The 24,069-nt window shown below is 65.8% G+C and carries 22 protein-coding genes; 6 read left to right on the plus strand and 16 right to left on the minus strand.

Annotated elements, in window-relative coordinates:
• Positions 1-35: 35 nt before the first annotated feature.
• From FBY20_RS04465 to FBY20_RS04480, 4 genes are read right to left on the minus strand one after another with little or no spacing between them, the layout of a single operon-like run.
• On the minus strand, positions 36-1,022 hold the full coding sequence (locus tag FBY20_RS04465; RefSeq protein WP_142050295.1) for a beta-ketoacyl-ACP synthase III: 987 nt from the start codon (positions 1,020-1,022) through the stop codon (positions 36-38).
• Positions 1,022-2,089: a phosphate acyltransferase PlsX gene (plsX, locus tag FBY20_RS04470; protein ID WP_056321895.1), complete on the minus strand. Its 1,068-nt coding sequence runs from the start codon at positions 2,087-2,089 to the stop codon at positions 1,022-1,024. Before plsX ends, FBY20_RS04465 begins: the two co-directional genes overlap by 1 nt.
• A 59-nt stretch (positions 2,090-2,148) precedes the next feature.
• The gene (gene rpmF, locus FBY20_RS04475) at positions 2,149-2,331 is read right to left on the minus strand and encodes a 50S ribosomal protein L32 (RefSeq protein ID WP_006218037.1); all 183 of its coding nucleotides are present in this window, start codon (positions 2,329-2,331) and stop codon (positions 2,149-2,151) included.
• 52 nt (positions 2,332-2,383) lie between these two features.
• The gene (locus tag FBY20_RS04480; protein WP_142055802.1) at positions 2,384-3,091 is read right to left on the minus strand and encodes a DUF177 domain-containing protein; all 708 of its coding nucleotides are present in this window, start codon (positions 3,089-3,091) and stop codon (positions 2,384-2,386) included.
• Between the two features lie 72 nt (positions 3,092-3,163).
• Here FBY20_RS04480 and FBY20_RS04485 point away from each other — a divergent pair, with 72 nt between their 5' ends.
• The 3 genes from FBY20_RS04485 to FBY20_RS04495 are packed head-to-tail and all read left to right on the plus strand — an operon-like array spanning position 3,164 to position 5,261.
• Positions 3,164-3,766: a Maf-like protein gene (locus FBY20_RS04485; RefSeq protein ID WP_142050298.1), complete on the plus strand. Its 603-nt coding sequence runs from the start codon at positions 3,164-3,166 to the stop codon at positions 3,764-3,766.
• Positions 3,763-4,473, plus strand: a complete 711-nt coding sequence (locus FBY20_RS04490) for an SAM-dependent methyltransferase (protein WP_062840558.1) — start codon at positions 3,763-3,765, stop codon at positions 4,471-4,473. Before FBY20_RS04485 ends, FBY20_RS04490 begins: the two co-directional genes overlap by 4 nt.
• A 2-nt stretch (positions 4,474-4,475) precedes the next feature.
• On the plus strand, positions 4,476-5,261 hold the full coding sequence (locus FBY20_RS04495; protein ID WP_142050301.1) for an N-acetylmuramoyl-L-alanine amidase: 786 nt from the start codon (positions 4,476-4,478) through the stop codon (positions 5,259-5,261).
• A 13-nt stretch (positions 5,262-5,274) separates the two neighbouring features.
• Here FBY20_RS04495 and msrQ read toward each other — a convergent pair whose 3' ends face one another.
• The 4 genes from msrQ to FBY20_RS04515 all read right to left on the minus strand — a co-directional run bounded on the left by msrQ (position 5,275) and on the right by FBY20_RS04515 (position 8,703).
• The gene (gene msrQ / locus FBY20_RS04500; RefSeq protein WP_142050304.1) at positions 5,275-5,922 is read right to left on the minus strand and encodes a protein-methionine-sulfoxide reductase heme-binding subunit MsrQ; all 648 of its coding nucleotides are present in this window, start codon (positions 5,920-5,922) and stop codon (positions 5,275-5,277) included.
• Positions 5,923-5,932: 10 nt separating this feature from the next.
• Positions 5,933-6,892 (minus strand): protein-methionine-sulfoxide reductase catalytic subunit MsrP, encoded by a 960-nt coding sequence (gene msrP, locus FBY20_RS04505; RefSeq protein WP_142050307.1) that lies wholly within the window; start codon positions 6,890-6,892, stop codon positions 5,933-5,935.
• A 184-nt stretch (positions 6,893-7,076) separates the two neighbouring features.
• Positions 7,077-7,739 (minus strand): HAD family hydrolase, encoded by a 663-nt coding sequence (locus tag FBY20_RS04510; RefSeq protein ID WP_142050309.1) that lies wholly within the window; start codon positions 7,737-7,739, stop codon positions 7,077-7,079.
• A 1-nt stretch (position 7,740) separates the two neighbouring features.
• Complete coding sequence (locus tag FBY20_RS04515) at positions 7,741-8,703, minus strand: RluA family pseudouridine synthase (protein ID WP_369818527.1); 963 nt, start codon at positions 8,701-8,703, stop codon at positions 7,741-7,743.
• Between the two features lie 524 nt (positions 8,704-9,227).
• On the opposite strand from FBY20_RS04515, the gene FBY20_RS04520 reads away from it, so the two are divergent.
• Complete coding sequence (locus tag FBY20_RS04520) at positions 9,228-12,323, plus strand: Rne/Rng family ribonuclease (protein WP_142050315.1); 3,096 nt, start codon at positions 9,228-9,230, stop codon at positions 12,321-12,323.
• A gap of 98 nt (positions 12,324-12,421) precedes the next feature.
• On the opposite strand, the gene FBY20_RS04525 is transcribed toward FBY20_RS04520, so the two are convergent.
• A complete protein-coding gene (locus tag FBY20_RS04525) occupies positions 12,422-13,318 on the minus strand; it encodes a LysR family transcriptional regulator (protein WP_056322728.1) in 897 nt (298 codons plus the stop codon).
• A gap of 169 nt (positions 13,319-13,487) precedes the next feature.
• On the opposite strand from FBY20_RS04525, the gene FBY20_RS04530 reads away from it, so the two are divergent.
• Positions 13,488-14,423 carry a dihydrodipicolinate synthase family protein gene (locus FBY20_RS04530; protein WP_142050318.1) on the plus strand — a complete coding sequence of 312 codons (936 nt, stop codon included), beginning with the start codon at positions 13,488-13,490 and terminating at the stop codon, positions 14,421-14,423.
• A gap of 101 nt (positions 14,424-14,524) precedes the next feature.
• Here FBY20_RS04530 and FBY20_RS04535 read toward each other — a convergent pair whose 3' ends face one another.
• The 7 genes from FBY20_RS04535 to argE form a co-directional block, all read right to left on the minus strand.
• The gene (locus FBY20_RS04535; RefSeq protein WP_142050320.1) at positions 14,525-16,072 is read right to left on the minus strand and encodes a UxaA family hydrolase; all 1,548 of its coding nucleotides are present in this window, start codon (positions 16,070-16,072) and stop codon (positions 14,525-14,527) included.
• Between the two features lie 87 nt (positions 16,073-16,159).
• Positions 16,160-17,167 carry a tripartite tricarboxylate transporter substrate binding protein gene (locus FBY20_RS04540; RefSeq protein ID WP_056321868.1) on the minus strand — a complete coding sequence of 336 codons (1,008 nt, stop codon included), beginning with the start codon at positions 17,165-17,167 and terminating at the stop codon, positions 16,160-16,162.
• A 304-nt stretch (positions 17,168-17,471) separates the two neighbouring features.
• A complete protein-coding gene (locus FBY20_RS04545) occupies positions 17,472-18,020 on the minus strand; it encodes an acyloxyacyl hydrolase (protein WP_056321866.1) in 549 nt (182 codons plus the stop codon).
• Positions 18,021-18,306: 286 nt separating this feature from the next.
• Positions 18,307-19,182 (minus strand): acetyl-CoA carboxylase, carboxyltransferase subunit beta, encoded by an 876-nt coding sequence (gene accD / locus FBY20_RS04550; protein ID WP_056321862.1) that lies wholly within the window; start codon positions 19,180-19,182, stop codon positions 18,307-18,309.
• A 37-nt stretch (positions 19,183-19,219) separates the two neighbouring features.
• On the minus strand, positions 19,220-20,083 hold the full coding sequence (gene trpA / locus FBY20_RS04555; RefSeq protein WP_056321859.1) for a tryptophan synthase subunit alpha: 864 nt from the start codon (positions 20,081-20,083) through the stop codon (positions 19,220-19,222).
• Positions 20,084-20,085: 2 nt separating this feature from the next.
• A complete protein-coding gene (trpB, locus tag FBY20_RS04560; RefSeq protein WP_056322725.1) occupies positions 20,086-21,285 on the minus strand; it encodes a tryptophan synthase subunit beta in 1,200 nt (399 codons plus the stop codon).
• Between the two features lie 120 nt (positions 21,286-21,405).
• On the minus strand, positions 21,406-22,557 hold the full coding sequence (argE, locus tag FBY20_RS04565) for an acetylornithine deacetylase (protein ID WP_062840548.1): 1,152 nt from the start codon (positions 22,555-22,557) through the stop codon (positions 21,406-21,408).
• Positions 22,558-22,699: 142 nt separating this feature from the next.
• On the opposite strand from argE, the gene FBY20_RS04570 reads away from it, so the two are divergent.
• On the plus strand, positions 22,700-24,013 hold the full coding sequence (locus tag FBY20_RS04570) for an MFS transporter (RefSeq protein WP_056321854.1): 1,314 nt from the start codon (positions 22,700-22,702) through the stop codon (positions 24,011-24,013).
• Positions 24,014-24,069 lie beyond the last annotated feature (56 nt).

Consider the following 24,069-nt stretch of genomic DNA (forward strand, 5'->3'; position numbering starts at 1 on the left):
GGCGGCACACGTGCCGCCGCAGCCCGGGCACGCCCTTACATGCGGGCCAGTACCGAGCCCCAGGTGAATCCGCCGCCGACGCCTTGCATCAGGATGAGCTGGCCCGGCTTGACGCGGCCGTCGCGGCGCGCGGCATCGAGCGCGAGCGGCACGCTGGCCGCGGACGTGTTGGCATGACTGTCGACGGTGATGACGACCTTCTCGACCGGCACGTCCAGCTTGCGGGCAAGGAAATTCAGGATGCGCACGTTGGCCTGATGCGGGATCAGCCAATCGACGTCGGCAACGGTGACGCCGGCTTCGGCGCAGGTGTCGCGTGCGGAGCGGTCCAGGACGGTGACGGCTTGCTTGAAGACGGCCTGGCCGTCCATGCGCAGGAAAGGATCGCCCGTGACGTCGCCATAAGCGACGTTGCCGGCCGCGCTCAGGATCTTCATCTGGCTGCCGTCGGCATGCAGTTGCGCGGCCATGATGCCGGGCTTGTCGGACGCCTTGAGCACCACGGCGCCTGCGCCGTCGCCGAACAGCACGCAGGTGCTGCGGTCGTTCCAGTCGAGGATGCGCGAGAACACTTCGGCGCCGATCACCAGCGCGCAGCGCGCGCGGCCCGCGCGGATGAAGCTGTCAGCGGTGGTGAGCGCGTAGACGAAGCCGCTGCACACAGCCTGCACGTCGAACGCGGCCGAGCCCTTGGCGCCGAGGTTGGCCTGCACCAGACAAGCCGTGCTGGGGAACACGAAATCGGGGGTGGACGTGGCCACGATGACGAGGTCGATTTCGGAAGCGTCGACGCCCGCATCGGCCAGCGCGCGGCGCGAGGCCTCGGTGGCCAGCTGGCTGGTGGTCACCACACGCTCGGCCAGATGGCGCTGACGGATGCCCGTGCGCTCGACAATCCATTCGTCCGAGGTGGCGATGTCGCGCGTCGCCAGTTCCGCAGCCAGTTCGTCATTCGAAACCACGCGTTCCGGCAGGAAGCTGCCGGTGCCCGCGATCACGGAGTATTTCATTGCGGTATCCATCAAGCGGTATCCCCAGCCACGTTGGGCGACGCCGCCGAGGGGCGATCGCCGGATTGAACGCGCTTGGTAATTTGAGCGACCGTCTGCGCGGTGCGCTCCAGCAGTTTACTCACTACGGCTTCGCGGGCGCGTTGCAAGGCAAAACCGAAGGCGTAAACGTCCGCGGAACCGTGGCTCTTGATGACCACGCCACGCAAGCCCAGCAAGGCTGCGCCGTTGTAGCGGCGGTTGTCCACGCGGTTGCGCAGGCGGTTCAGCACAGGCTTGGCCACCGCGCCGGCGATCAGCGTGATCAGATTGCGCTTGAACTCTTCGCGAATGATGCTGGACAGCATCTTCGCCAGTCCTTCGACGGACTTGAGCACGACGTTGCCGACAAAGCCGTCGCAGACGACGACGTCGACCGTGCCCTTGAAGATGTCATTGCCTTCGACGTTGCCGTAGAAGTTCAGCGGGCTGCCGCGCAGAAGCTCGGCGGCTTCCTTGACGACTTCGTTGCCCTTGATGACTTCTTCGCCAATGTTCAGCAAACCCACGGTGGGGTTGTCGCGATGGTCCACCGCCTGCGACAGCGCGGCGCCCATGATGGCGAATTGCAGCAGGTGCTCGGCCGTGCAGTCCACGTTCGCGCCAAGGTCCAGCACCGTGGTGGCGCGGCCCGTCTGGTTCGGAATGGACGTGGCGATCGCCGGGCGGTCAATGCCGTCCAGCGTCTTGAGCACATAACGGGAAATGGCCATCCAGGCGCCGGTGTTGCCCGCGGAAACGCAGGCGTCCGCCCGCCCATCCTTGACGGACTGGGCAGCGAGGCGCATGGAGGAGTCTTTTTTGCGGCGCAGGGCGACCTCGACCGGGTCGTCCATGGTGACGACTTCGGAAGCCGCCACGATCTCAATGCGATCGCGCGCCACGTTGCGGTGCTCGGCGAGCGCCGCTTCGATGGCGTCGGGAAGCCCGACCAACAATAGCCGGGTGTCCGGAAATTGCCGGGCGAACTCGATCGCAGCCGGAATCGTGACGGGCAGACCGAAGTCTCCGCCCATACAGTCTATGGCGATGCGTATCACGGGTGCCAGGTATCAGCGCTCAGCCGAAATGGTCCGAGTACGAGTTCGGCCCGGGGGCCTTATTCGTCGGCCTTGGTCTTCAGGACCTTGCGGCCACGATAGAAGCCGTTGGGGCTGATGTGGTGACGCAGGTGCGTTTCACCGGTGTTGGGTTCGATGGCGGTCGACGGGGCCACCAGAAAATCGTGCGAACGGTGCATACCGCGCTTGGAGGGGGACTTCTTGTTTTGTTGAACGGCCATGATGACTCCTAGAAACGGGGCGCATTGTACGCGATGCGGCCCGATGTTGATCTCAATCTTTGTGCTTCAGTTGTTCCAGCACCGCAAACGGCGACGGACGCTTGACAGCGGGCTCCTCTTCAGGAGCTTCGCTGGCCTTGGCCTGCGCGCCCGGGCATACATCATGCTTGGGCACATACGGAATGCTCAGAATGAGCTCATCTTCGATCTGGGCCAACAGATCAAAATGATGCGAACCCACCACCTTTTCAGGCAGGTGGGCCACAGAATCCCTTCCTACGCCTTCGTCGCCCTCGTCGTCGTCATCGTCGCCGTGATCGGCAAAGGAATGATCGTCGTCGAGGTCGTCTTCGGATTTGACCAGTTGCAGCACGACTTCGCTGTCCACCGGATAGGCAAACGGCACATTGCACCGCTGGCACATCACCACCGGATTGGCCCGCACATGCAGGCGCAAAAGCGGCTGACCCAACAGCAAGCCGGTCTTGCCTTCTTCGCCTTGCACGGACCAGGTCACAAGCCCGGCTTCGCCCAGCGGTTGCTCGGGCAAGCCGTCAACCACGCGGCCAAGCCGCACCAAGGCGATGGCGCCCTGCGCGCTCTTGCCCAGTCGAGCAAAGGCAAAGGCGTCGATGCGCTTTACACCGGTTTCCACGGGCGCGGCTTCCAGAACTTTGTCCGCCGGTGCTGCATTCACACCAGCACCGGCCGATCCGTCCGCGCGGCGACCCAAGTCGCCAGGCTTTCCCTTCGGTGTCATGTTGATGTTCCTGCAAAAATGCCGCAAAACGTTAGATAATACTGTGACTTACGTATTACCGTCAAATGCCGCATGCCCTCAAAGCCTAGCCTGATCCTCGCGTCCAGCTCGCGATACCGCAAAGAACTGTTGTCGCGCCTGCGCCTGCCCTTCACCGCGATTTCCCCCGATGTAGACGAAACGCCACAATCCGGCGAAACCCCTGAGGCGCTGGCGCTGCGACTGTCCGTTGCCAAGGCGATGGCGGTGGCCGCCAGCCACCCGGGCAGCATCGTGATCGGCTCTGACCAGGTGGCGACCGTGGATGGCACCCCGATCGGCAAACCGGGCGACTTCGCGCGGGCACAGGCGCAACTGCGCGCCCTGTCGGGCCGGATGGTGGAATTTCACAGTGCGCTTGCCGTGACCGATGGCGCCCGGGTGGCAAAGGCCGACGTCATTACCCGCTGCCGGTTCCGCCAGTTGTCCGACCATGCCATCGACGCCTATCTGCGGGCCGAGGAACCTTACGATACCGCAGGCAGCGCCAAGGCGGAAAGCCTGGGCATTGCCCTGATGGAAAGCATCCAGAGCGACGATCCCACCGCCATCATAGGCCTGCCGCTGATCGAACTGACGCGCATGCTGGCCACTTTCGGACTGGATCCGCTCGACGCCCCGGGAGCGCCCACATGACCGGCGCCCTGCACCTGATTCCCGTCAGCCTGGGCGAAGCCCCGCCCGAGCGCTGGCTGCCCGCCGACGTGCGCGCGCTGGCCGGCCGGCTGGACACGTATATCGCCGAGAACGCCAAGACGGCGCGGGCCTTTCTGAAGCTTGTCGGAACCACCCGGCCGCTGCAGGAAATCACCATCCACACCCTGACCGACAAGGCTGATGCCGCGCAGATCAAGGCATGGCTCGAGCCGGCCAGGCGCGGCGCGGAAATCGGGCTGGTTTCCGAGGCGGGCTGCCCGGCCGTCGCCGACCCCGGCGCCAAGGTCGTGGACGCGGCCCATCGCCTGGGGATCCCCGTCAAGCCTTGGGTGGGACCCTCTTCCATCCTGCTGGGCCTCATGGCCAGCGGCCTGGACGGGCAGCGCTTCGCCTTTCATGGCTACGCGCCCGTGGACCCCGGCGAACGCGCCAAGCAATTGCGCGCCTGGGAGCAGCACTCTGCCCGCCACAACCAGACGCAGCTCCTGATCGAAACGCCCTACCGCAACGCCGCGATGTTCGCCACGCTGATCGCCACCCTGAAGGGCGACACCAAGCTCTGCGTGGCGCGCTCGATGACGACGGCGGATGAATGGGTGGTCACGCACACGGTGGCCGACTGGAAGAAGCTGCCCGCGCCCCAGCTGGACAAGCTGCCCACGCTGTTCCTGTACCTGGCCCGCTGACCATGATCCGCCTTTCCTGCACGCTGCTTGCCGCGGCGCTCCTGGCGGGCTGCGCCGCGCGCGGCCCCGCCGGCCTTGATCTGGACACTTCCATCACCGCCGCCAGCCAGAGCAGCCGGGTGCGGTCCGTGGTCGTGCACTACACCACGGTCGACGATGCCGAGTCGCTGCGACTGCTGTCCAAGGGCAAAGTCAGCGCCCACTACCTGATCGACCTGGACGGTCGCGCGTACCGGCTGGTCGACGAAAACCGCGCCGCGTGGCACGCCGGGGCCAGCTCCTGGTACGGCAACATCGCGATGAACAGCACGTCCATTGGCATCGAGATCGTCAATCCCGGCTGGACCGAGGGCAGCAACGGCGAGCGCGTCTGGCATCCCTATGACAGCCGCCAGGTCCGGGCGCTGACCATCCTGTTGCGCGACATCGTCCAACGGCACAACATCGCCCCGGAAAACGTGGTGGGCCACAGCGATATCGCGCCGCAACGCAAGGTGGACCCCGGCCCCCTCTTTCCCTGGAAGCCGCTGGCGGATGCGGGGATAGGACGCTGGTTCAACGAGGCCGGCGCGGCCGAGCACCTGGCGCGCCTGCAGACTGAGGGCGTTCCGGATATCGCGTGGTTTCAGAAGCAGCTTCAGCGGATAGGCTACGCCTGCCCCCAGGACGGCGTGCTGGACCGCGCCACGATCAACACGTTGGCCGCCTTCCAGATGCACTACCGCCCTACCCTGCACGACGGCCAGCCCGACGCCGAAACCGCCGCCATCATGCTGGCCATCCTGTAGCCTCGCCGCTGCCCTACGCCCGCCGCCGCCACCAGGCGGCGAGGCGCCACCCCAGCAGCGCCGCCAACACGGCGGCGTAGATCGCCGGCTCTGTCAGGTCATTCTTGCCGGCCTTGTGCCACCAGTAGTGCAAGATCGCCAGCAGGCCGATCGCGTAGATGGCCCGATGCAGCGTCTGCCAGCGTTTTCCCAGCCGGCGCATCGCCCACTGCGTCGACGTTGCAGCCAGGGCCGACATCAACACGAAGGCCGAAAATCCCACCATGATGAAGGGACGTTCGGCGATGTCACGCACCATTGCAGCCGGATCGAAGCCACGATCCCACCACACCCAGGCCATGAAATGGAGCGCGGCGTAGAAGAATGCGAACAGCCCGCACATGCGCCGCACGCGCACCAGCGCGGGCTGGCCCGTCAATCGCCGCAGCGGCGTGATCGCCAGCGTGACCAGCAAGCAGACCAGCGCCCAGGTCCCCGAGGATCGGGTCAGGAATTCCACCGGATTGGCAGTGAGCCCATTGTTCACGCCCAGCCATATCCAGCGGGCGAAGGGCGCGATGCCCAGCAGAAACAGCAGCGGCTTGAAGCGCCCGACGGTGCGGGCCGATAGCTGCGCCTTCGGGTAAGCCGAAGCCGGGGCCGCGCGGGGCGTCACAGACATGGAGACGCCCTCAGTAATTGGCCTTCAGGTCCATGCCCTGATAGAGCGATGCCACCTGGTCGCCATAGCCGTTGAACATCAAGGTCTTGCGCTTGGGACTGAAGAGGCCGTCCTCGCCGATGCGCCGCTCGGTGGCCTGGCTCCAGCGAGGATGCGCGACGTTGGGGTTCACATTGGCGTAGAAGCCGTATTCTTGGGGCGCGGACTTCACCCAAGAGGTCACTGGCGGCTTTTCCACCAGCCGGATCTTCACGAGCGACTTGCCGGACTTGAAACCGTATTTCCAGGGCACGGCCAACCGCAGCGGCGCACCATTCTGGTTGGGCAGCACGCGCCCGTAGACCCCGAAGACCAGCATCGCCAGCGGGTGCATGGCCTCGTCCAGACGCAGCCCCTCCACGTAGGGCCAGTCCAGGATGGCCGTACGCACGCCGGGCATGTTTTCCCGCTGCACGGCAGTGACGAACTCGACATACTTGGCGTTGCCGGTCGGCTCCACCTGCTTGAGCACTTCGGACAGGGAATAACCCACCCACGGAATGACCATCGACCAGCCTTCGACGCAGCGCAGGCGATAGACACGGTCTTCCATTGGCGCGAGCTTGAGCAGATCTTCGATGGTGAAGGTGCGGGGCTTGCTGACCTCGCCCTCGACGCTGACGGTCCATGGCTGCGTCTGCAACTTGCCGGCATTTTTTGCCGGATCACCCTTATCTACGCCGAACTCGTAGTAATTGTTGTAGGACGTGACATCCGACAGCGACGTCTGCTTGTCCATGACGCTGAACGCGGGGCTGGGCTTGCCGGACAGCGCACCGGCCTCCTGGGCATGCGCGGCGCGCGTCGCCCAGCCGGATAACCCGACAGCCGCCGCGGCGCCGGCCCGCAGCATCAGGTCGCGGCGGGATCGCCACACCGCCTCGGAGGTGATCTCGGAAGGGAGAACGTCGTCGGGTTTGCGTATCAGCATCGTAATCTCCGGTATGGCAGCGCGCCTTGCGCGCGCCCCGCATCAATCATGGACGAAGGACGGGACCAAGTTATTCCACGGCGCCGGCCTGCAACATGAAACACCCACGCAATACAGGCGGCGCACCTTCCGGATAGACCTGCCTGCCGGGCGGACGTTCCTGCCGCCCCTTGCTTGCAACCGGCTAGCCGCGTGCGACAACGCGCGGCATCAGCCATTCACGCATCAGCGGCACCGAGTCGAGCACGGCTTGGGGGGCACACCCCTGAAGCTCTTTCAAGGTATGCGCGCCATAGGTAACGCCCAGACCGTGCACGCCAGCGTTGCAGGCCATCTGCAGATCGTGCGAGGTATCGCCCACCATGATGACCCCCGACGGATCCACGTCCAGCTCCTGCATCAATTCGTGCAACATGGCCGGATGCGGCTTGCTGAAGGTCTCGTCGGCGGTGCGGGTGGCGTCAAAAAGGGGGCCCAGGCCGGTGGCGGCCAGCGCGCGCGTGAGACCGACGCGGCTTTTGCCCGTCGCGACCGCCAGCCGCACGTTCTGGTTGGCCAGGTCGGTCAGCAACTCGTTGATGCCCTCGAACAGGCGCAATTCGGGATCGCGCAGCAGGTAGTGCGTGCGATAGCGTTCAAGGAAGCGCGGCAACATGGCCTGCGTCAATTCGGGGACGGCACGTCGCAATGCGCTTTCGAGGGAGAGGCCGATGACCCAGCTGGCCTCGGAGGCGGACGGCACCGCCAGCTCAAGGTCGCGGCACGCGCCCTGGATGGCGGCCACGATGCTGTGCGTGGAATCCATCAGGGTGCCATCCCAGTCAAAGACGACCAGCGAATACGACATATCAGGCAGACTCCAGTGATTTCAGTATGTTCCGGCAAGCAGGCGGCAGCTCGGCGGTCAGTGTCATGACCTCGCCCGTCAGGGGGTGAGGAAGGGTGAGGCTGTGGGCATGCAGGAACATGCGATTGAAGCCTTGGCGCGCAAATTGCGCCCGCACGTCGTCACTGCCGTATTTGTCGTCGCCGACGATGGGAAAGCCGCTTGCGGCCAGATGCACGCGGATCTGGTGCGTGCGCCCGGTGCGCAGCTCGGCGTCGACCAGACTGTAACCGCCAAAACGTTGCTTGAGCGTGACGATGGTGTGCGCCGTCTGCCCGTCCGGGTCCACCTTGACGCGGCGCTCGCCGGACTGCGTGGTCCATTTGGACAAGGACAGCTTGATGTGCTGGCGATCGTTCACCCAGTCGCCCTCGACCAGCGCGAAGTAATGCTTGTCGCTCCGGCCCTCGCGCAGCATGGCGTGCAGGGCCAAGAGCGCGCTGCGCTTCTTGGCGACCATCAGCAGCCCGGAGGTCTCGCGGTCCAGCCGGTGCACCAATTCCAGGAACTTTGCCTGGGGTCGGGCCGCGCGCAATTGCTCGATCACACCGAACGACACGCCGCTGCCCCCGTGGACCGCCACGCCGGCGGGCTTGTCCACCACCAGCATCGCATCGTCTTCAAACACGATGGGGAATTCGGCCGCGGGCACGGGCCGGGGCTTGCCGGGGTCGGGCAGGCGCAAGGGCGGAATGCGGACCACATCGCCTTCTTGCACCCGGTAATCGACCTGGATGCGTCCCTTGTTGACGCGCACTTCGCCGCCCCGGATGGCCTTGTAGATATGCGTCTTGGGCACCCCCTTGCACAGCCGCATGAGGAAGTTGTCCAGGCGCTGGCCGGCGTGCTCGGCGCCCACTTCGACCATGCGGACGACGGGGGCTGCTTTAGAGGCGGATACAGGGGAGGAAGTTTCTTTGCGCATTGCGGAAAGCGACATATAATCGGGACAGCCTAAAGGGGCTGAACAAGCCGCCTGGCGTAGAGATGCAACCAACACGCAACTCCGTCGAGCGCGCGGGCCGCCATTGTACTGCCTGCTCATTCAACCCCTGGGTCTCTTGGTCGCCGGCGCAACCGAGCCCTGTGGAATAGTGGTGTGGCATTCATCTTGCCCGCTTTTCCGGCAGGTCCGTTGCATGCCGCAAGCGGCTCTGAAGCACTGCAAGAATCGTCGCATATTTAAAGCACCAGCTGCGTGTAGGCAACCAATCCGACCGCAGCTGCCGTTCCCCAGCACAACTCCGTCAAACCACATTCAGTGAAGCTGACCCTCCTGCTGAAAGAACCCCGTGCCCCACGGCACGACGTGCCCGCCTGACCCGCGGCGGATACGCCTGGGCGCCGCCCAGGTACGGTCCGCATCTTCTTGCCCGCTTCAGCCGCAGCCCGAGTGGCCCGAGGTCACGCGCCGATATCGGCGCGTCATGACAACGGAGAAACCCTCTCATGAAGCGCATGCTGTTTAATGCGACGCATCAGGAAGAATTACGCGTCGCTATCGTCGATGGGCAAAAACTCATCGACCTTGACATCGAGACTGCCGGCCGCGAACAGCGCAAAGGCAACATCTACAAAGGTGTCATTACCCGGATCGAACCCGGCCTCGAAGCTTGCTTCGTCAACTACGGCGAGGACCGCCACGGCTTTCTGCCCTTCAAGGAAGTTGCCCGCAGCTTCTTCAAGGAAGGCGTCGATGTCCGCACCGCCCGTATCCAGGACGCCCTGCGCGAAGGCCAGGAACTGATCGTCCAGGTCGAAAAGGAAGAACGCGGCAACAAGGGCGCTGCCCTGACCACGTTCATCTCGCTGGCCGGCCGCTACCTGGTCCTGATGCCCAATAACCCCCGCGGCGGTGGTGTTTCGCGCCGCGTCGAGGGCGAGGATCGCCAGGAACTGCGCGACACGATGGAGCAGCTTGATCTGCCCCAGGGCATGAGCATCATCGCCCGCACCGCAGGCATCGGCCGCAACGTCGAGGAACTGCAATGGGACCTGTCCTATCTGCTGCAGCTCTGGACCGCCATCGACGGCGCCGCGCGCGACAACTCCGCGCCCATCCTGATCTACCTCGAATCCAGCCTGGTCATCCGCGCGATCCGCGATTACTTCTCGCCGGAAATCGGCGAGATCCTGATCGATACCGACGAGATCGCCGACCAGGCCACCGCCTTCATGAGCGTGGTGATGCCGGACAACGTCCAGCGCGTCAAACGCTACCGTGACGACATCCCCCTCTTCTCGCGCTTCCAGATCGAACACCAGATCGAGACGGCCTACTCGCGCACCGTGCAACTGCCCTCGGGCGGCGCCATCGTCATTGACCACACCGAAGCGCTGGTGTCCGTCGACGTGAACTCGGCCCGCTCGACCCGCGGCGCCGACATCGAGGAAACCGCGCTGCGCACCAACTCGGAAGCGGCAGACGAAGTGGCCCGCCAGTTGCGCCTGCGCGACCTGGGCGGCCTGATCGTCATCGACTTCATCGACATGGAAGACAGCAAGAACCAGCGCGCCGTCGAACAGCGCCTGCGTGATGCCCTCCATTTCGACCGTGCCCGCGTCCAGATGGGCAAGATCTCGCGCTTTGGCCTGATGGAACTGTCTCGCCAGCGCCTGCGCCCCGCCCTGAACGAAGGCTCGCACATCACCTGCCCGCGCTGCAACGGCACCGGCGTGATCCGCGACGCCGAGTCCAGCGCCCTGCACGTGCTGCGCCTGCTGCAGGAAGAAGCCATGAAGGAGAACACCGCGGCGGTCCACGCCCAGGTGCCCGTCGACGTGGCCACCTACCTGCTGAACGAAAAGCGCGCCGACATCACCAAGATGGAAGCCCGCCTGAAGGTCAATCTGATGCTGATCCCCAACAAGCATCTGGAAACGCCGCACCACCACATCGAGCGCCTGCGCCACGACGACCCCCGCCTGGAAGAAGTGAAGACCAGCTTCGAACTGGTGGAAGCGCCGGCCACGGATGCGCCCTGGCAGCCCCGCGAAAGCGAAATCAAGTCGCGCCCGGAAGCCCTGGTCAAGGGCATCACGCCCTCGCAGCCCGCTCCCGTCTCCACGCCCGCAGCGCCGGCCGCGGCACCTGCCGCGCCCGCAGCAGGCGCCGGTCTGGGCGGTCTGTTCAAGCGGTTGGTCGGCTGGCTGACCGGCGGCTCCGAGCCCGCCAAGCCCGCGCCTGCCGCCGCCGAGGAAACCGCCAAGCGCGCCGCCCCGGCCCGTGGCAAGGGCCGTAACGGCCATGACGGCCAGGACCGCCGCGGTGAACGCCACGGCTCCGACCGCAACCGCAATCGCCGCGGCGAAGGCCGTGGCGAAGGCGCCGAGGCCACCGAAGGCGGCCGTCACCACGTGCGTGGCAATCGCCGCTCGGACGCCGAGCGCGGCGAACGCAACAATCGTGGCGAAGGCCGCGGCGAGCGCGACACGCCGGCCGCCACCCAGGCAGCCCTGGCGTCCGCCCGTCCTGAACAAACCCCTGAGCTCAATGGCGAGGACACCGGCGCAGGCCGCAACCGCCGTCGTGGCCGTGGCCGCAACCGCCGCGAGGAAGGCCAGGCCGACGCGCCGATGAGCGAACAGGAAAGCATGGTCGCCGCGCTGGCCCAGACGGTCGCCACCGCGCTGCCCGACACCAAGTCGGATGCCAAGCCTGCCGCCGAAGCTGCCATGGACACCGCTGACGCCGACGATCTGTCCGCCGAAGCGATCCCGGGCGTTGAAGGCGCCGAAGGCGCGGCCGATCCGGAGCGCAAGCGCCGCCGCCGCCGCAGCCGCCGTGGCCGCCGCAGCCAGGACGAAGCTGGCTTGGCCGGCAGCGACGAGCAGCAGGAAGACGGCGCCGAAGACGCTGGCGAGCAGCTGGCCGAAGGCGTTGACGCCCAAGCCGCCGAGCCGGTTCAAACCGCAGCCGCCGAGGCAGCGCCCGCCCCGGCCCAGCAGGTTCAAGCGCCGGCCCAGCCCGTGCAGACCGCCGCGCAGCCCGAGCAAGCCCCGGCCGAACCGGTTCAAGCGCCCAAGGCTGAACCTGTCCAGGCCGCCGCTGAGCCCGCCGTTGAGCGCGCGGCTGAGCCCGCGATCGAGCCCCTGACCCAAGCCGCGGCTGAACCCGTCGCGCAACCGGTCCAGACGGCTCCCGAAGCGACTCCGCCGGTCGCCGTGCAACCCGCAAGCGAGGCTTCGGTCCCCGCCGCGCCGGTGCAGGCGCCGGTGGAAGCGCCCGCCGTCGAACCGGTCGTCCCGGCCCCGGCAGCTGCGCCCGCCCCCGCACCCGTCGCGCCGGCCCCCGCGCCGGTGGCTCCGGCCAGCGCGCAGCAGCCCATCGTGGTGCCCGCCGCTGCCCCCGCCGCCAAGGCGCAGGCCTTGCACGACGTGGTCAACGCCGCTGGCCTGAAGTGGGTGGAAACCGATCCGGAACGCCACGCACAGACGCAGCAACGCATTGCCGCCTCGTATGCGCCGGTCCGCCTGGGCCGCGAGCGCAAGCCCGTGCCCCCCGTCTCGAACGAGCCGCTGGTTCAGGTCGAAACGCGCCACTAAGCCGCTGGACCGCCAGGCCCCCAGGGCCTGGCCCTGAGAAGCACAACACCCCGCACACCGGAAACGGTCTGCGGGGTGTTTTTTTACCTTAAGCGACGTCAGTCGCTTGCCGAATGGCGCGCCTGCGGATCGAGGGCGCGGCCCGCTTCCTCCACAAAGGCTTCCGCCAGGGCCGAATGCGGCATGTGACGCGCCCACAGAATGCCCATCCGGCGCAGCGGCGCTCGGCCGGGCAGCAGCACACGCTTGACGCGGCGGCTGTCGAGCCAATCCGGCGCCCAATCCGGCACCAGCGACACGCCCAGCCCCTCCGAGACCATGCAGGCAATGCCCATCAGGCCGTCGACCTCCAGCCGCTCGCGGGGCGCAATGCCATGCTGGCGCAGATACTGGTCGGCCAGCCGCCCGCCCCAGACATTGCGGTCGTAGCGGATGAAGGGTTGCGTGCGCATCAGCTCGTGCGCGTCGTTGCCCGGCGTGTCGGGCGGGGCGAGCACGACCAACGGCTCCTCGGTGACCTGCTTCCAGGCGTAGCCCTTGGACAGGTTGAATTGCGGCTTGACGATGAACGCCGCATCCAGGTCTGCGTTGATGACGCGGTGGTACAGATGGTTGGACGTGCCGGGTTCCATGAAGACCGCCAGCTTGGGCATGCGCCGGTACAGCCTGGCCAGCACGATGGGCATGATGCCGGTCAAGGCCGACGCCGAGACGCCCAGGCGCAGCTCGCCGAGCGGCGCGTCGTCCGCGGCGCTGGCCCGCAGGTCGCGCACCTCGCGCAGCACGCTACGGGCGCGCTCAAGCACCTTCAGGCCGGCTTCGGTCGCCTTGACGCTGCGGCCGACACGCTTGATCAGCGTGGCGCCCAGCTCTTCTTCCAGCGTGCGCACGCGCGCCGCGATGGCGGCGGGGGTCAGGTCCAGCCGCCGCGCGGCCTCAGCGAGCGAGCCGCTCTCGATGACCGACACAAAGCTCTGCACATAGCGCGTATCCAAAGTCTCCCCCTGTTTTGACGTGTGGCGCGACGGCGGCAAACCACAACAATTTTATGGATTGAAGCCATTAAACAGCAGATGTTCGCCGGACAGATAAATGCCAGAATCGGAAATCGCAGCCGCGCGACCGCGGCGCGCTTTTTCCATCCTTCCAATAACGAGTAGAGACATGACGACCCCTGCCCGCATTCCCGGCGTTTTTTCTCCTGTCCTGACGCCGTTCGACGAGCGCTACCGCCCGGCACTGGGGCGTTACGTGAAGCACTGCCGCTGGCTGCGCGAACAGTCCGTCGGACTGGCCATCTTCGGCACCAACTCCGAGGCCAACTCGCTGTCGCTGGAAGAGAAGCACACGCTGCTGGACGCGCTGCTCGAAGCGGGGGTGGAACCGTCGGCGCTGATGCCGGGCACGGGCGCCTGCGCGCTGCCCGATGCCATTTCGCTGACGCAGCATGCCGTGCGCAGCGGCAGCATGGGTGTGCTGGTCCTGCCGCCCTTTTATTACAAAGGGGTCAGCGACGAAGGCCTTTTCCGCTACTACGCCGAGCTGATCGAGGGCGTGGGCGACGACAAGCTGCGCATGTACCTCTATCACATCCCGCCCGTGAGCCAGGTGCCCCTGAGCCTGGCCCTCATCGAGCGTCTGCTCGATCGTTATCCCGGCATCGTCGCCGGCGTGAAGGACAGCGGCGGCGATTGGGCCAACACTGCCGCGATGATCGAGCGCTTTTCGCCCCGCGGATTCCAGGTCTATGCGGGCAGCGAGGCATTCCTGTTGCAGACCCTGCGCGCGGGCGGCGTGGGCTGCATCACGGCCACGGGCAACGTCAATCCTGGTCCGATCGTGGCGCTCCAGCAGCGCTGGCAAGAGGCGGATGCCGACGAGCGCCAGGCGGGCCTGAACGCCACGCGCCACGTGTTCCAGCAGTTTCCGATGATTCCCGCCATGAAGGCGGCCATCGCCTGGAAGTCCGGCGATGCGGCGTGGGCCACGGTAAGGCCGCCGCTGGTGGAACTGAATGCGTCGCAGACAGAGGGGCTGAAGGCCGCGTTGCAGGCAAACGGGTTTGAGATGCCGGGCGCCGCCGCGCTGTCCGACGCCTGAGCGTTTCTGCACCACACGCAAAGGGTCAACACGCGGACGGTCCCAAACGCGGACGGTCAAAATGCGCTGACCGTCCGCGGCGCCGCCGTCTTGCGAGGCGGTCAGCTCACCACGCCGATGTTCCAGGGCACGAATTCGTGGTCCCCCAGTCCCAGCAATTCGCTCTTGCTGCGGTCGCCGGAGGCCACCCGCAGGATTTCCTCGAAGATCCGCTGCGCCACCTCTTGCAGGGTTGCCGTGCCGTCCAGGATGTCGCCGCAGTTGACGTCCATGTCTTCGGTCAGCCGGTCGAACATCGGCGTATTGGTGGCCAGCTTGATCGAGGGCACCGGCTTGGCGCCGAACATCGAGCCGCGGCCGGTCGTAAAGCAGATGATGTTGGCGCCGCCCGCGATCTGCCCCGTTGCCGACACAGGATCGAACCCCGGCGTGTCCATGAACACCATGCCCGGCTGCCGGACAGGTTCCGCGTAGCGGTAGACCTCCATCAGCGCCGTGGTGCCGCCCTTCATCGACGAGCCCAACGATTTTTCAAAGATGTTGGCCAGGCCGCCCATCTGGTTGCCCGGACTGACCTTGCCGTTGATCTGCACGTCGCGCCCCGGCGAATACTCTTCCTTCCACCAGCGGATGCGCTGCACCAGCTTCTCGCCGACTTCGCGGTTGCGCGCCCGTGACGTCAGCGTATGCTCGACGCCATAGATTTCCGGCGTCTCCGACAGGATGGCAGTGCCGCCATGCCGCACCAGGATATCCATGGCCGCGCCCAGCGCCGGATTGGCGGTGATCGACGAAAAGCCATCCGATCCGCCGCATTGCAGGCCGATCTTCAGGTGCCGCGCCGGCACCGGCTCGCGTCGCACGTCGTTCGCGGCCGGCAGCATCGCCTTCACCGCGGCGACGCCGGCCTCGATCGTTTTTCGGGTGCCGCCCGTCTCCTGCATGATGAAGGTCTGCAGCCGCGCGCCCGCCTCCAGGCCCTGATCCTTGAGCAAGGCATCGAGCTGATTGCGTTCGCACCCCAGGCCGACGATCAGCACGCCCGCAAAATTTGCATGACAGGCGTATCCGCCCATCGTGCGCCGCAAGAGATCCATCGGCTCGCCGGACATCTCCATGCCACAGCCCATGCCGTGACTCAACGCCACCACGCCGTCCACGTTGGGATAGGCGTCCATGACATCCTGTGTGAACGCGGCCGCAATCCGATGCACCACTGTGGCCGAACAGTTCACCGTGGCAAGAATGCCGATGTAGTTGCGCGTGCCCACCTGTCCGTTGGCGCGCACGATGCCCTGGAATTGCGCCTGCTCCGATTCGGGCAGGATTTGCGTCGGGACGTAGTCCCGCGCGTGGGCATAGTCGCGGTCGAATTCCTTGAAATCCATGTTGTGCGAATGCACGTACGTGCCCGCCGGGATGTCAGTGGCGGCAAAGCCGATGCAGACGTTGTATTTCAGGATGGGTTCGCCCGCGCGCAGATCGCGCGCCGCGATCTTGTGGCCGGCGGGCACCTGGCTGCGGCTGACAAGGTTTTCGGAGGGCACGGCAGTGCCGATGCCGATGGGCACGCGCGCCACCACGACGTTGTCTGCGGAATGCAGCCGGATGACGGGGCCGGCGGCGCGTTTTTCGGTGAAGTCGATCATGTCATTGTCTCGGGTGAATGAATGGGAGCCGCCGGTGAACGGCTCCCGCTGACGCCCGCCCAGGGGCGCCAGCACGTGGTGACCGCGTTATTCCGGCTTGATGCCGATGTCGCGGATCAGCACCGACCAGCGCGGCAGTTCGGCGCCCACGAATTGGCTGAAGGCCGCCGAGTCGCTGCCCACCACCGTGAACCCCTGCTCGCTCAGCTTGGCCTGCATGTCCTGTTGCGCCAGCGCGGTGCGGATGGAATTGGACAGCTTCTCGATCACCGGCTTGGGCGTCTTGGCCGGCGCGAACACGCCATACCAGGTCGACACCTCGAAGTCCTTGAAGCCCGATTCGGCCAGCGTGGGAATCTGCGGCGCCTTGGGATCGCGCTTCAGGCTGGTGATCGCCAGCGGACGCACCTTGCCCGAGGCGATGTGCGGCAGCGCCACCGGCAGGTTCGCAAACATGTAGGGCACGTGTCCGCCCAGCACGTCGGCGATCGCCGCCGATTCGCCCTTGTAGGGCACGTGCGTGACCTTGGTGCCGACCCGGTGCGCGTACAACTCACCCGCGATGTGTTGCGGGCCGCCCTGGCCGGAGGATGCATAACTGAGCGCGCCGTTGCCCGCCTTGCGGATGTGCTCGGTCAGCTCGCCGACGCTTTTCACATCGATCATCGCGGGGTTGACCACGAGGATGAGGGGCATCGTCACGATCTGCGATACCGGTTCGAAATCAGTCTCGGGTTTGAACGGCAGCGTGGGGAACAGGGACGGCGCCACGACCATGGTGGATTGCGATCCCAGGAACAGCGAGTAGCCATCGGCGGGCGAGCGGGCCACGTTGTCGGCCGCGATCGTGCCCGTGGCGCCGGCGCGGTTTTCCACCACCACCTGCTGACCCAGGCTGTCGGCCATCTTGGCGCCCACCAGCCGCGCCACGATATCGGCGCCGCCACCCGGCGCGAAGCCGACGACCATGCGCAGGGGCTTGGCGGGAAATTCGTCGGCCAGCACGGCGCCCGGGGCGGCGGCCAGCGACAGGACAAGACCGGCGGCGCCGGCAATGCGCGCCAAGCGGCGCGCCTTCGTACAGGGGTATTTCATCTGCGTCTCCGTGTGCCGCCTGCCGGGCCCTGCCCCGATCACGCATGCAGCGGCGGATCGAAACCTCCCACGACGGCTCGTTGTGGTTTTGGGTGTTGCCAGGGCATTCTGGCCATTGCACTCAACACCAACAAGTACGTGAACACGCAGTCAAACGAAAATTTTTTTGTGGTTTTAGAGGTTGCCCCAGGATGACCGGCGGCCCAGGCGACGCACAAAAAAAACCACCCGTGAACGGGTGGTTTTCAAGATCTGCGCCCGGAACGTTCCGGCAGGCGGGAATGCTCAGGACGTCACGATGCGATCAGAACTGGTACGTGTAGGTGAGTTGCACCACGTCCAGGCCCGGGTTCGGGCGCTTGATGCTGGCATTCGAGAAGTGCGAATAGCGCACGCCGATGCGGTTGTTCGGCGTGAGCAGGAAGCCAACGCCGACGTGGTCGCCGAACTGGAAGGCCGTGCTGATGTTTTCGTCGGCGAAGCGCGTGCTGGAGAACAGCGTGGCGCCGATACCCGCTTCGATGTAGAAGCGTTCGCCGGTCCACCAGCGGAACATGGGGATGGCGCTGAACTGCCACACATGGCCGGGCGAACGCGAACCGTCAGCCTGCCAGTACGAGGCGCCGAATTCCGGCGTCAGGTCCAGCCGGCCCCAGTTGCCGCCGAATTGATAGGTCCAGAGCGAGGCAGTTTCGTAGTTCAGGGTCAGGCGCTTGTAGTGATCGCCGATGCCGTAGTGCAGGCTGACGCCGCCCTGCGTGCCCTCGGACGACTGGGCGCTGGCAAAGGTGGCAACGCCTGCCAGGGCCAGGCCGGCAAGGCGCGTCAGCATTTTCTTCTTCGTCGACTGCATGGGATTAACTCCATCTATTTCTGGACTAACGGGGAACATTAGCAAAATCCGGACCAACCCGCCTTACGCATGTCGCAATATGGCAACAAACGGATATGAAAAAGACTGTTCCGGACCACGCGTAATTCAAGCTTGGGATTTTGCGCTAGGCCGCCTTAGCAAGTGGCGTGCCCGGGCTTTGACGCTGAGCGCAAAAACAAAAATGCCGCCCGAAGCACGAAGCTGCTGGCGGCATTTTCCGAAGCCGGCGCGGCCGTCATGCGGCAGCCCGGCGCCGGCAGCATTGTCAGGCAGTAACCACGTCGGCCGGTTGATTGGTCAGCAGCGCCAGCAGGCGGGCAATTTCTTCGCGAAGCTGGCGGCGATCCACGACCATGTCGATGGCGCCCTTTTGCAGCAGGAATTCCGCGCGCTGGAAGCCTTCCGGCAGCTTTTCCCGCACGGTCTGTTCGATCACGCGCGGGCCGGCAAAGCCGATCAGGGCCTTGGGTTCGGCAATGACGACGTCACCCATGAACGCAAAGCTGGCCGACACACCGCCCATCGTGGGATCGGTCAGGACGCTGATGAACGGCAGGCCGGCGGCCGACAGACGGGTCAGCATGGCGTTCGTCTTGGCCATCTGCATGAGCGACAGCAGGCTTTCCTGCATGCGCGCGCCGCCCGAAGCGGCCACGCAGATGAACGGCGTCTTGTTGTCCAGGGCTGCCTGCGCGCCGCGCGCAAAGCGCTCGCCCACCACCGAGCCCATCGAGCCGCCCATGAATTCGAATTCAAAGCAGGCCAGCGTGGCAGGCACGCCGCGGATCGAGCCGCTCATGACCACCAGCGCGTCGGATTCGCCCGTGGCCTTGACGGCCTCTTGCAGGCGCTCGGGATACTTGCGCGTGTCCTTGAACTTCAGGGTGTCGACCGAACGCGTGGTCTGGCCGATTTCGACGCGGCCTTCCATGTCGAGCAGCGAATCGATCCGGGCGCGAGCCCCGATCCGCATGTGGTGGTCGCACTTGGGGCAGACGTGAAGGTTGGCTGCCAGGTCTTCGCTATACAGCACCGATTCGCACGACGGGCATTTCACCCACAGGCCTTCGGGAACGCGGCGGGCGCCGCTGTCGCTGGTTTTGTTGATGCGAGGCGGCAGGAGTTTATCGATCCAGCTCATTGAGTATTCATCCCGTTTGAGATCGCGACCCGGCCGCTCAGGCCGACGCGTTCTCTCGTTTTACTTGATCCAGCGCCTGCCGGATGGTGCGCAGCCAACCGCTGGCGGCGGCGACTGCGGCGTCGGTTTGCTGGGCAGCCGGTGCGTTGGCGACCGCCTGCTCCATGGTTTCAATCAGTTTGCTGCCAATGACCACGGCGTCGGCCGATCGGGCCACGCGCTGGGCGCTTTCGGCATCGCGGATGCCGAATCCCACGCCGACCGGAATGTCGCGCACGTGGCGGCGAATCAGGGCCACGCGGTCGGCGACGTCGTCGGTGTTCAGCGAACCCGCGCCCGTCACGCCCTTGAGCGACACGTAATACACGTAGCCGCGCGCCACCGTGGCGACGGCCTTGATGCGTTCTTCGGTGGACGTGGGCGCCAAAAGGAAGATGGGCGCAATGCCGTGCTCACCCAGGGTGGCAGCGAACTCGATGACTTCCTCGGGCGGATAGTCCACGACCAGCACGCCGTCCACGCCGGCCTGCGCGGCGCGGCTGGCGAATTCCGCCTGCCCCATGCGTTCGATGGGATTGGCGTAGCCCATCAGCACCACCGGCGTCGCGGTGTCGCGCTGGCGGAAATCTGCCACCAGTTCGAGCACGCGGGCCAGGCCCACGCCCTGCGCGATGGCGCGGTCGGCGGCGCGTTGGATGACGGGGCCATCGGCCATGGGATCCGAGAACGGCACGCCCAGTTCGATGACGTCGGCGCCGGCATCCACCAGCGCGTGCATCAGCGGCACGGTGGCGCCGGGGGAAGGATCGCCGGCGGCGATGTAGGGAATCAGGGCCGCGGCGCGGCCGGACTCTGCGGTGCGCGCGAAAGCCGCGGCAATGCGATCAGTGCGGGTTGTCATGTTCAGAGCTCGATGCCGGCGCGTTCGGCGACGGTGTGCATGTCCTTGTCGCCGCGGCCCGACAGATTGACCAGGATCACGGCGTCGCGCGGCAGCGTGGCCGCCATTTTGACGGCTTGCGCGATGGCGTGCGATGACTCCAGCGCGGGCATGATGCCTTCGATGCGGCAGCAATCGTGAAAAGCCTTCAGGGCTTCCTCGTCGGTGATGCCGACGTATTCGGCGCGGCCCGAATCCTTGAGCCACGCGTGTTCCGGGCCGACGCCCGGGTAGTCCAGGCCGGCGGAGACGGAATGCGTTTCCTGGACCTGGCCGTCCGCGTTCTGCATGACGTAGGTGCGGTTGCCGTGCAGCACGCCCACCTGGCCCGCGGCCAGCGATGCGGCGTGCTTGCCGCTGTCCATGCCCTCGCCCGCCGCTTCGACGCCGATCAGGCGCACTTCTTCGTGGGGGATGTAGGGATGGAAGATGCCCATGGCGTTGGAGCCGCCGCCCACCGACGCCACGACGTAGTCGGGCTGGCGGCCGATGGCCTCGGGCATCTGCGTCAGGCATTCGTTGCCGATGACGGTCTGGAAATCGCGCACCATGCGGGGATAGGGGTCGGGACCCGCCACCGTGCCGATGATGTAGAACGTGTTTTCGATGTTGGTGACCCAGTCGCGCATGGCTTCGTTCAGCGCGTCCTTCAGGGTGCGCGAACCGGAAGTCACGGGCACCACGGTCGCGCCCAAGAGCTTCATGCGGTAGACGTTGGAGGCCTGGCGGCGGACGTCTTCGCTGCCCATGTAGACCACGCATTCCATGCCGTAGCGGGCCGCGACGGTGGCGGTGGCCACGCCGTGCTGGCCCGCGCCGGTTTCGGCGATGACGCGTGGCTTGCCCATGCGCTTGGCCAGCAGCGCCTGGCCGATGCAGTTGTTGATCTTGTGCGCGCCGGTGTGGTTCAGGTCTTCGCGCTTGAACCAGATCTGGGCGCCGCCGACCAGCTCGGACCAGCGCCGGGCGTGGTAGACGGGGCTGGGCCGGCCCACGAAATGCTTGAGTTCGTAGTTGAACTCTTCCAGGAAGGCGGGATCGACCCGATAACGGTCATAGGACGCGCGCAGTTCATCGAGCGCGTGCATCAGCGTTTCCGCCACGAAAACACCGCCATAAGGCCCGAAATGGCCCTTGGCATCCGGAAAGTCGTAAGGTTTCACCAAAGCATCTCCCCCGGCATCGCGGCAGGCCACTGCCGGCCGCAAATCCGGTTTGCAACCCGTCATTTTACCTGACGCGGACGGCACCGGCGTGCCGCCCGCCCCCGGGCGCCCCGCTCGTCAGAGCGACTGCCCCATGCGGCGCAGGAAGGTTTCGCACGCGGCAAGCTGGTCCAGCGCCACGTATTCGTTGGGCTTGTGGGCCTGTTCGATGTGGCCGGGGCCGCAGACCACCGTGGGAATGCCGATCCCCTGGAAAAGCCCCGCCTCGGTGCCGTAGGCCACCTTGCGCGTGGCGCGGTCTTCGGTCAGGGCGCGCACGAGCTGGGTGATGGCGGCTTCTTCCGAGGCTTCCAGGGCGGGCGCGGCGGCGCCGGTCTCGATTTCGATGCTGGCGCCGTCGAATTCGGCCTTCATCTTCGGCAGCAGCTCTTCGCGCACGTATTTTTCGACTTCGGCCTGGATGTCGTCGGGACGCATGCCCGGCAGGTTGCGGAATTCGTAGGTGAATTCGCACAGTTCGGGAATGGTGTTGACCGCGATGCCGCCCCGGATCTGGTTGGTGGTCATCGTGGAGAACGGCACGTCGTAGAACTGATCGTAGGGGCCGTTGGCCTTGAAGCTGTCCGCGAGATCGCGGATGCGGCAGATCAGGCGGGCGGCGTATTCGATGGCGTTGCAGCCGCGCGGCGTGAGCGACGAGTGGGCCGCCTTGCCGTGGACCTTGCAACGGAAAAGATTGATCCCCTTGTGGGCCACCACGACCTGCATGCCGGTGGGTTCGCCCACGACGCAGCCCTCGGGGCGGATGCCGCGTTCGTGCAGGTCGGCCAGCATGTACGGCGCGCCCGCGCAGCCGACTTCCTCGTCGTAGGAGAACGCCAGGTGGATGGGCTTCTTGCGCGGCATGGCCATGAATTCCGGCACCAGGGCCAGGGATCCGGCAATGAAGCCCTTCATGTCGCAGCTGCCGCGGCCATAGAGCAGACCGTCTTTTTCGACGAGTTTGAACGGGTCCGTGCTCCAGTCCTGGCCGTCCACGGGCACCACGTCGGTGTGGCCCGACAGGACGATGCCGCCCTGCTGGTTGCCGTCTTGCGCCGGCAGCGTGGCAAAGAGGTTGGCCTTGGTGCGCTCGGGGTTGTGCGCCAGCCATGCCTCGACGCCCTGGCCCTTGAGCCAGTCACGGACGGTTTCGATCAGGGCAAGATTGGAATTGCGGCTGGTGGTGTCAAAGCCAACCAGCGTTTCCAGCCAGGTGCGCGCGTTCATGTCACTACTCTCGTGGGGAAAAGACGCAGTGTAAAGCCAGGCAGCGGCCGCGTCTCGGCCCCTTGCGGACGATTGCCGGGACGGCCGGGGCGGCACCGCCTAGAATGTCGGCCGGATTTTAAAAAGCCCCCAAGGAGATCCCGTGCAGCACAAAGCAGTCCCCACACGCAACATCGTGGCAGCGGTAATCGGCAACGCCCTCGAATGGTATGACTTCCTGGTGTTCGCGTTCATGACGCCGATCATCGCCAAATTGTTCTTTCCCACGGACCCCAGCGTCCCCGGCAGCGAACTGAACGCCATCCTTATGACCACCGCCATCTTCGGCGTCGGGTTCTTCATGCGCCCGGTGGGCGGCATCATCCTGGGCCTGTACGGCGACCGCAAGGGCCGCAAGGCCGCCATGGTGCTGGTGACCTCGCTGATGGCCGTGTCCATCGCGCTGATCACGGTGGCGCCCACCTACCACGCGGCCGGCATCCTGGCGCCGATCTTCATCCTCATCGCTCGTCTGCTGCAAGGCTTCTCGGCCGGCGGCGAGTTCGGCACGTCGACGGCGCTGCTGATCGAAATGGCGCCCAACGGCAAGCGCGGCTTCTACGGCTCGTGGCAGATGGCGGGCCAGATGCTGGCGCTGCTGATTGGCGCGGCCTGCGGCACGCTGATCACCGAGTTCTTCACCGAGCAGCAGATCGCCGACTGGGCATGGCGCCTGCCGTTTGCCTTCGGCCTGGTGATCGTGCCGATCGCCATCTATATCCGCCGCAACGTCGACGAAACGGACGCCTTCAAGCAAATGAAGGAAGCCGACCGCCAGGCCGCCGAGCGCGGTGAGGTCAAGCGCCTGTCGCTGGGTCAGATGCTGCGCACCCACACGCGCGAGACGCTTATCGGCGTGGGCCTGGTGGTGACGGCCACGGTGTCCATCTACATCACCTTCACGTATCTGGTCACCTATTCGACCAAGGTGCTGATGCTGCCGCTGAACCAGACCTTCCTGGTGCAGATGGCGGGCGCGGCGCTGATGGTGGTGTTGACCCCGTTCATGGGCGCCTGGTCCGACCGCATCGGCCGCCGTCCGCTCGTGATCGGCTCGCTGATCGGTTACCTGATCGTGCTGTACCCGCTGTACTTCTGGCTGTCGGACGCGCCGTCGATCGGCCGCCTGCTGACCGTGCAGGTCGTGGTCTGCATTTTCGTGTCGGCGTTCTTTGGTGTGTTCAGCACGGTGATGGCCGAGCTGTTCCCGGCGCGCGTGCGTTCGGTGGGCCTGTCGCTGGCCTATAACGTGGCCGTGATGATCTTTGGCGGGTTCGCGCAGTTCATCGTGACCTGGCTCATCAAGACCACCGGCTCGCCCATGGCGCCCGCCTACTACGTGATGTTTGGTGTGGCCCTGGGCCTGGTTGCCGCGTTCTACATGCGTGATCGCGCGCATGAAGACCTGGAGCACTGAGGCCTGAACCGCCCCCGCCCCGCGTTGTTCAGCGCGCGGGGCAATCTCCGGCAGCG

Source organism: Achromobacter sp. SLBN-14, from assembly GCF_006715415.1.
GTDB lineage: Bacteria > Pseudomonadota > Gammaproteobacteria > Burkholderiales > Burkholderiaceae_B > Achromobacter > Achromobacter mucicolens.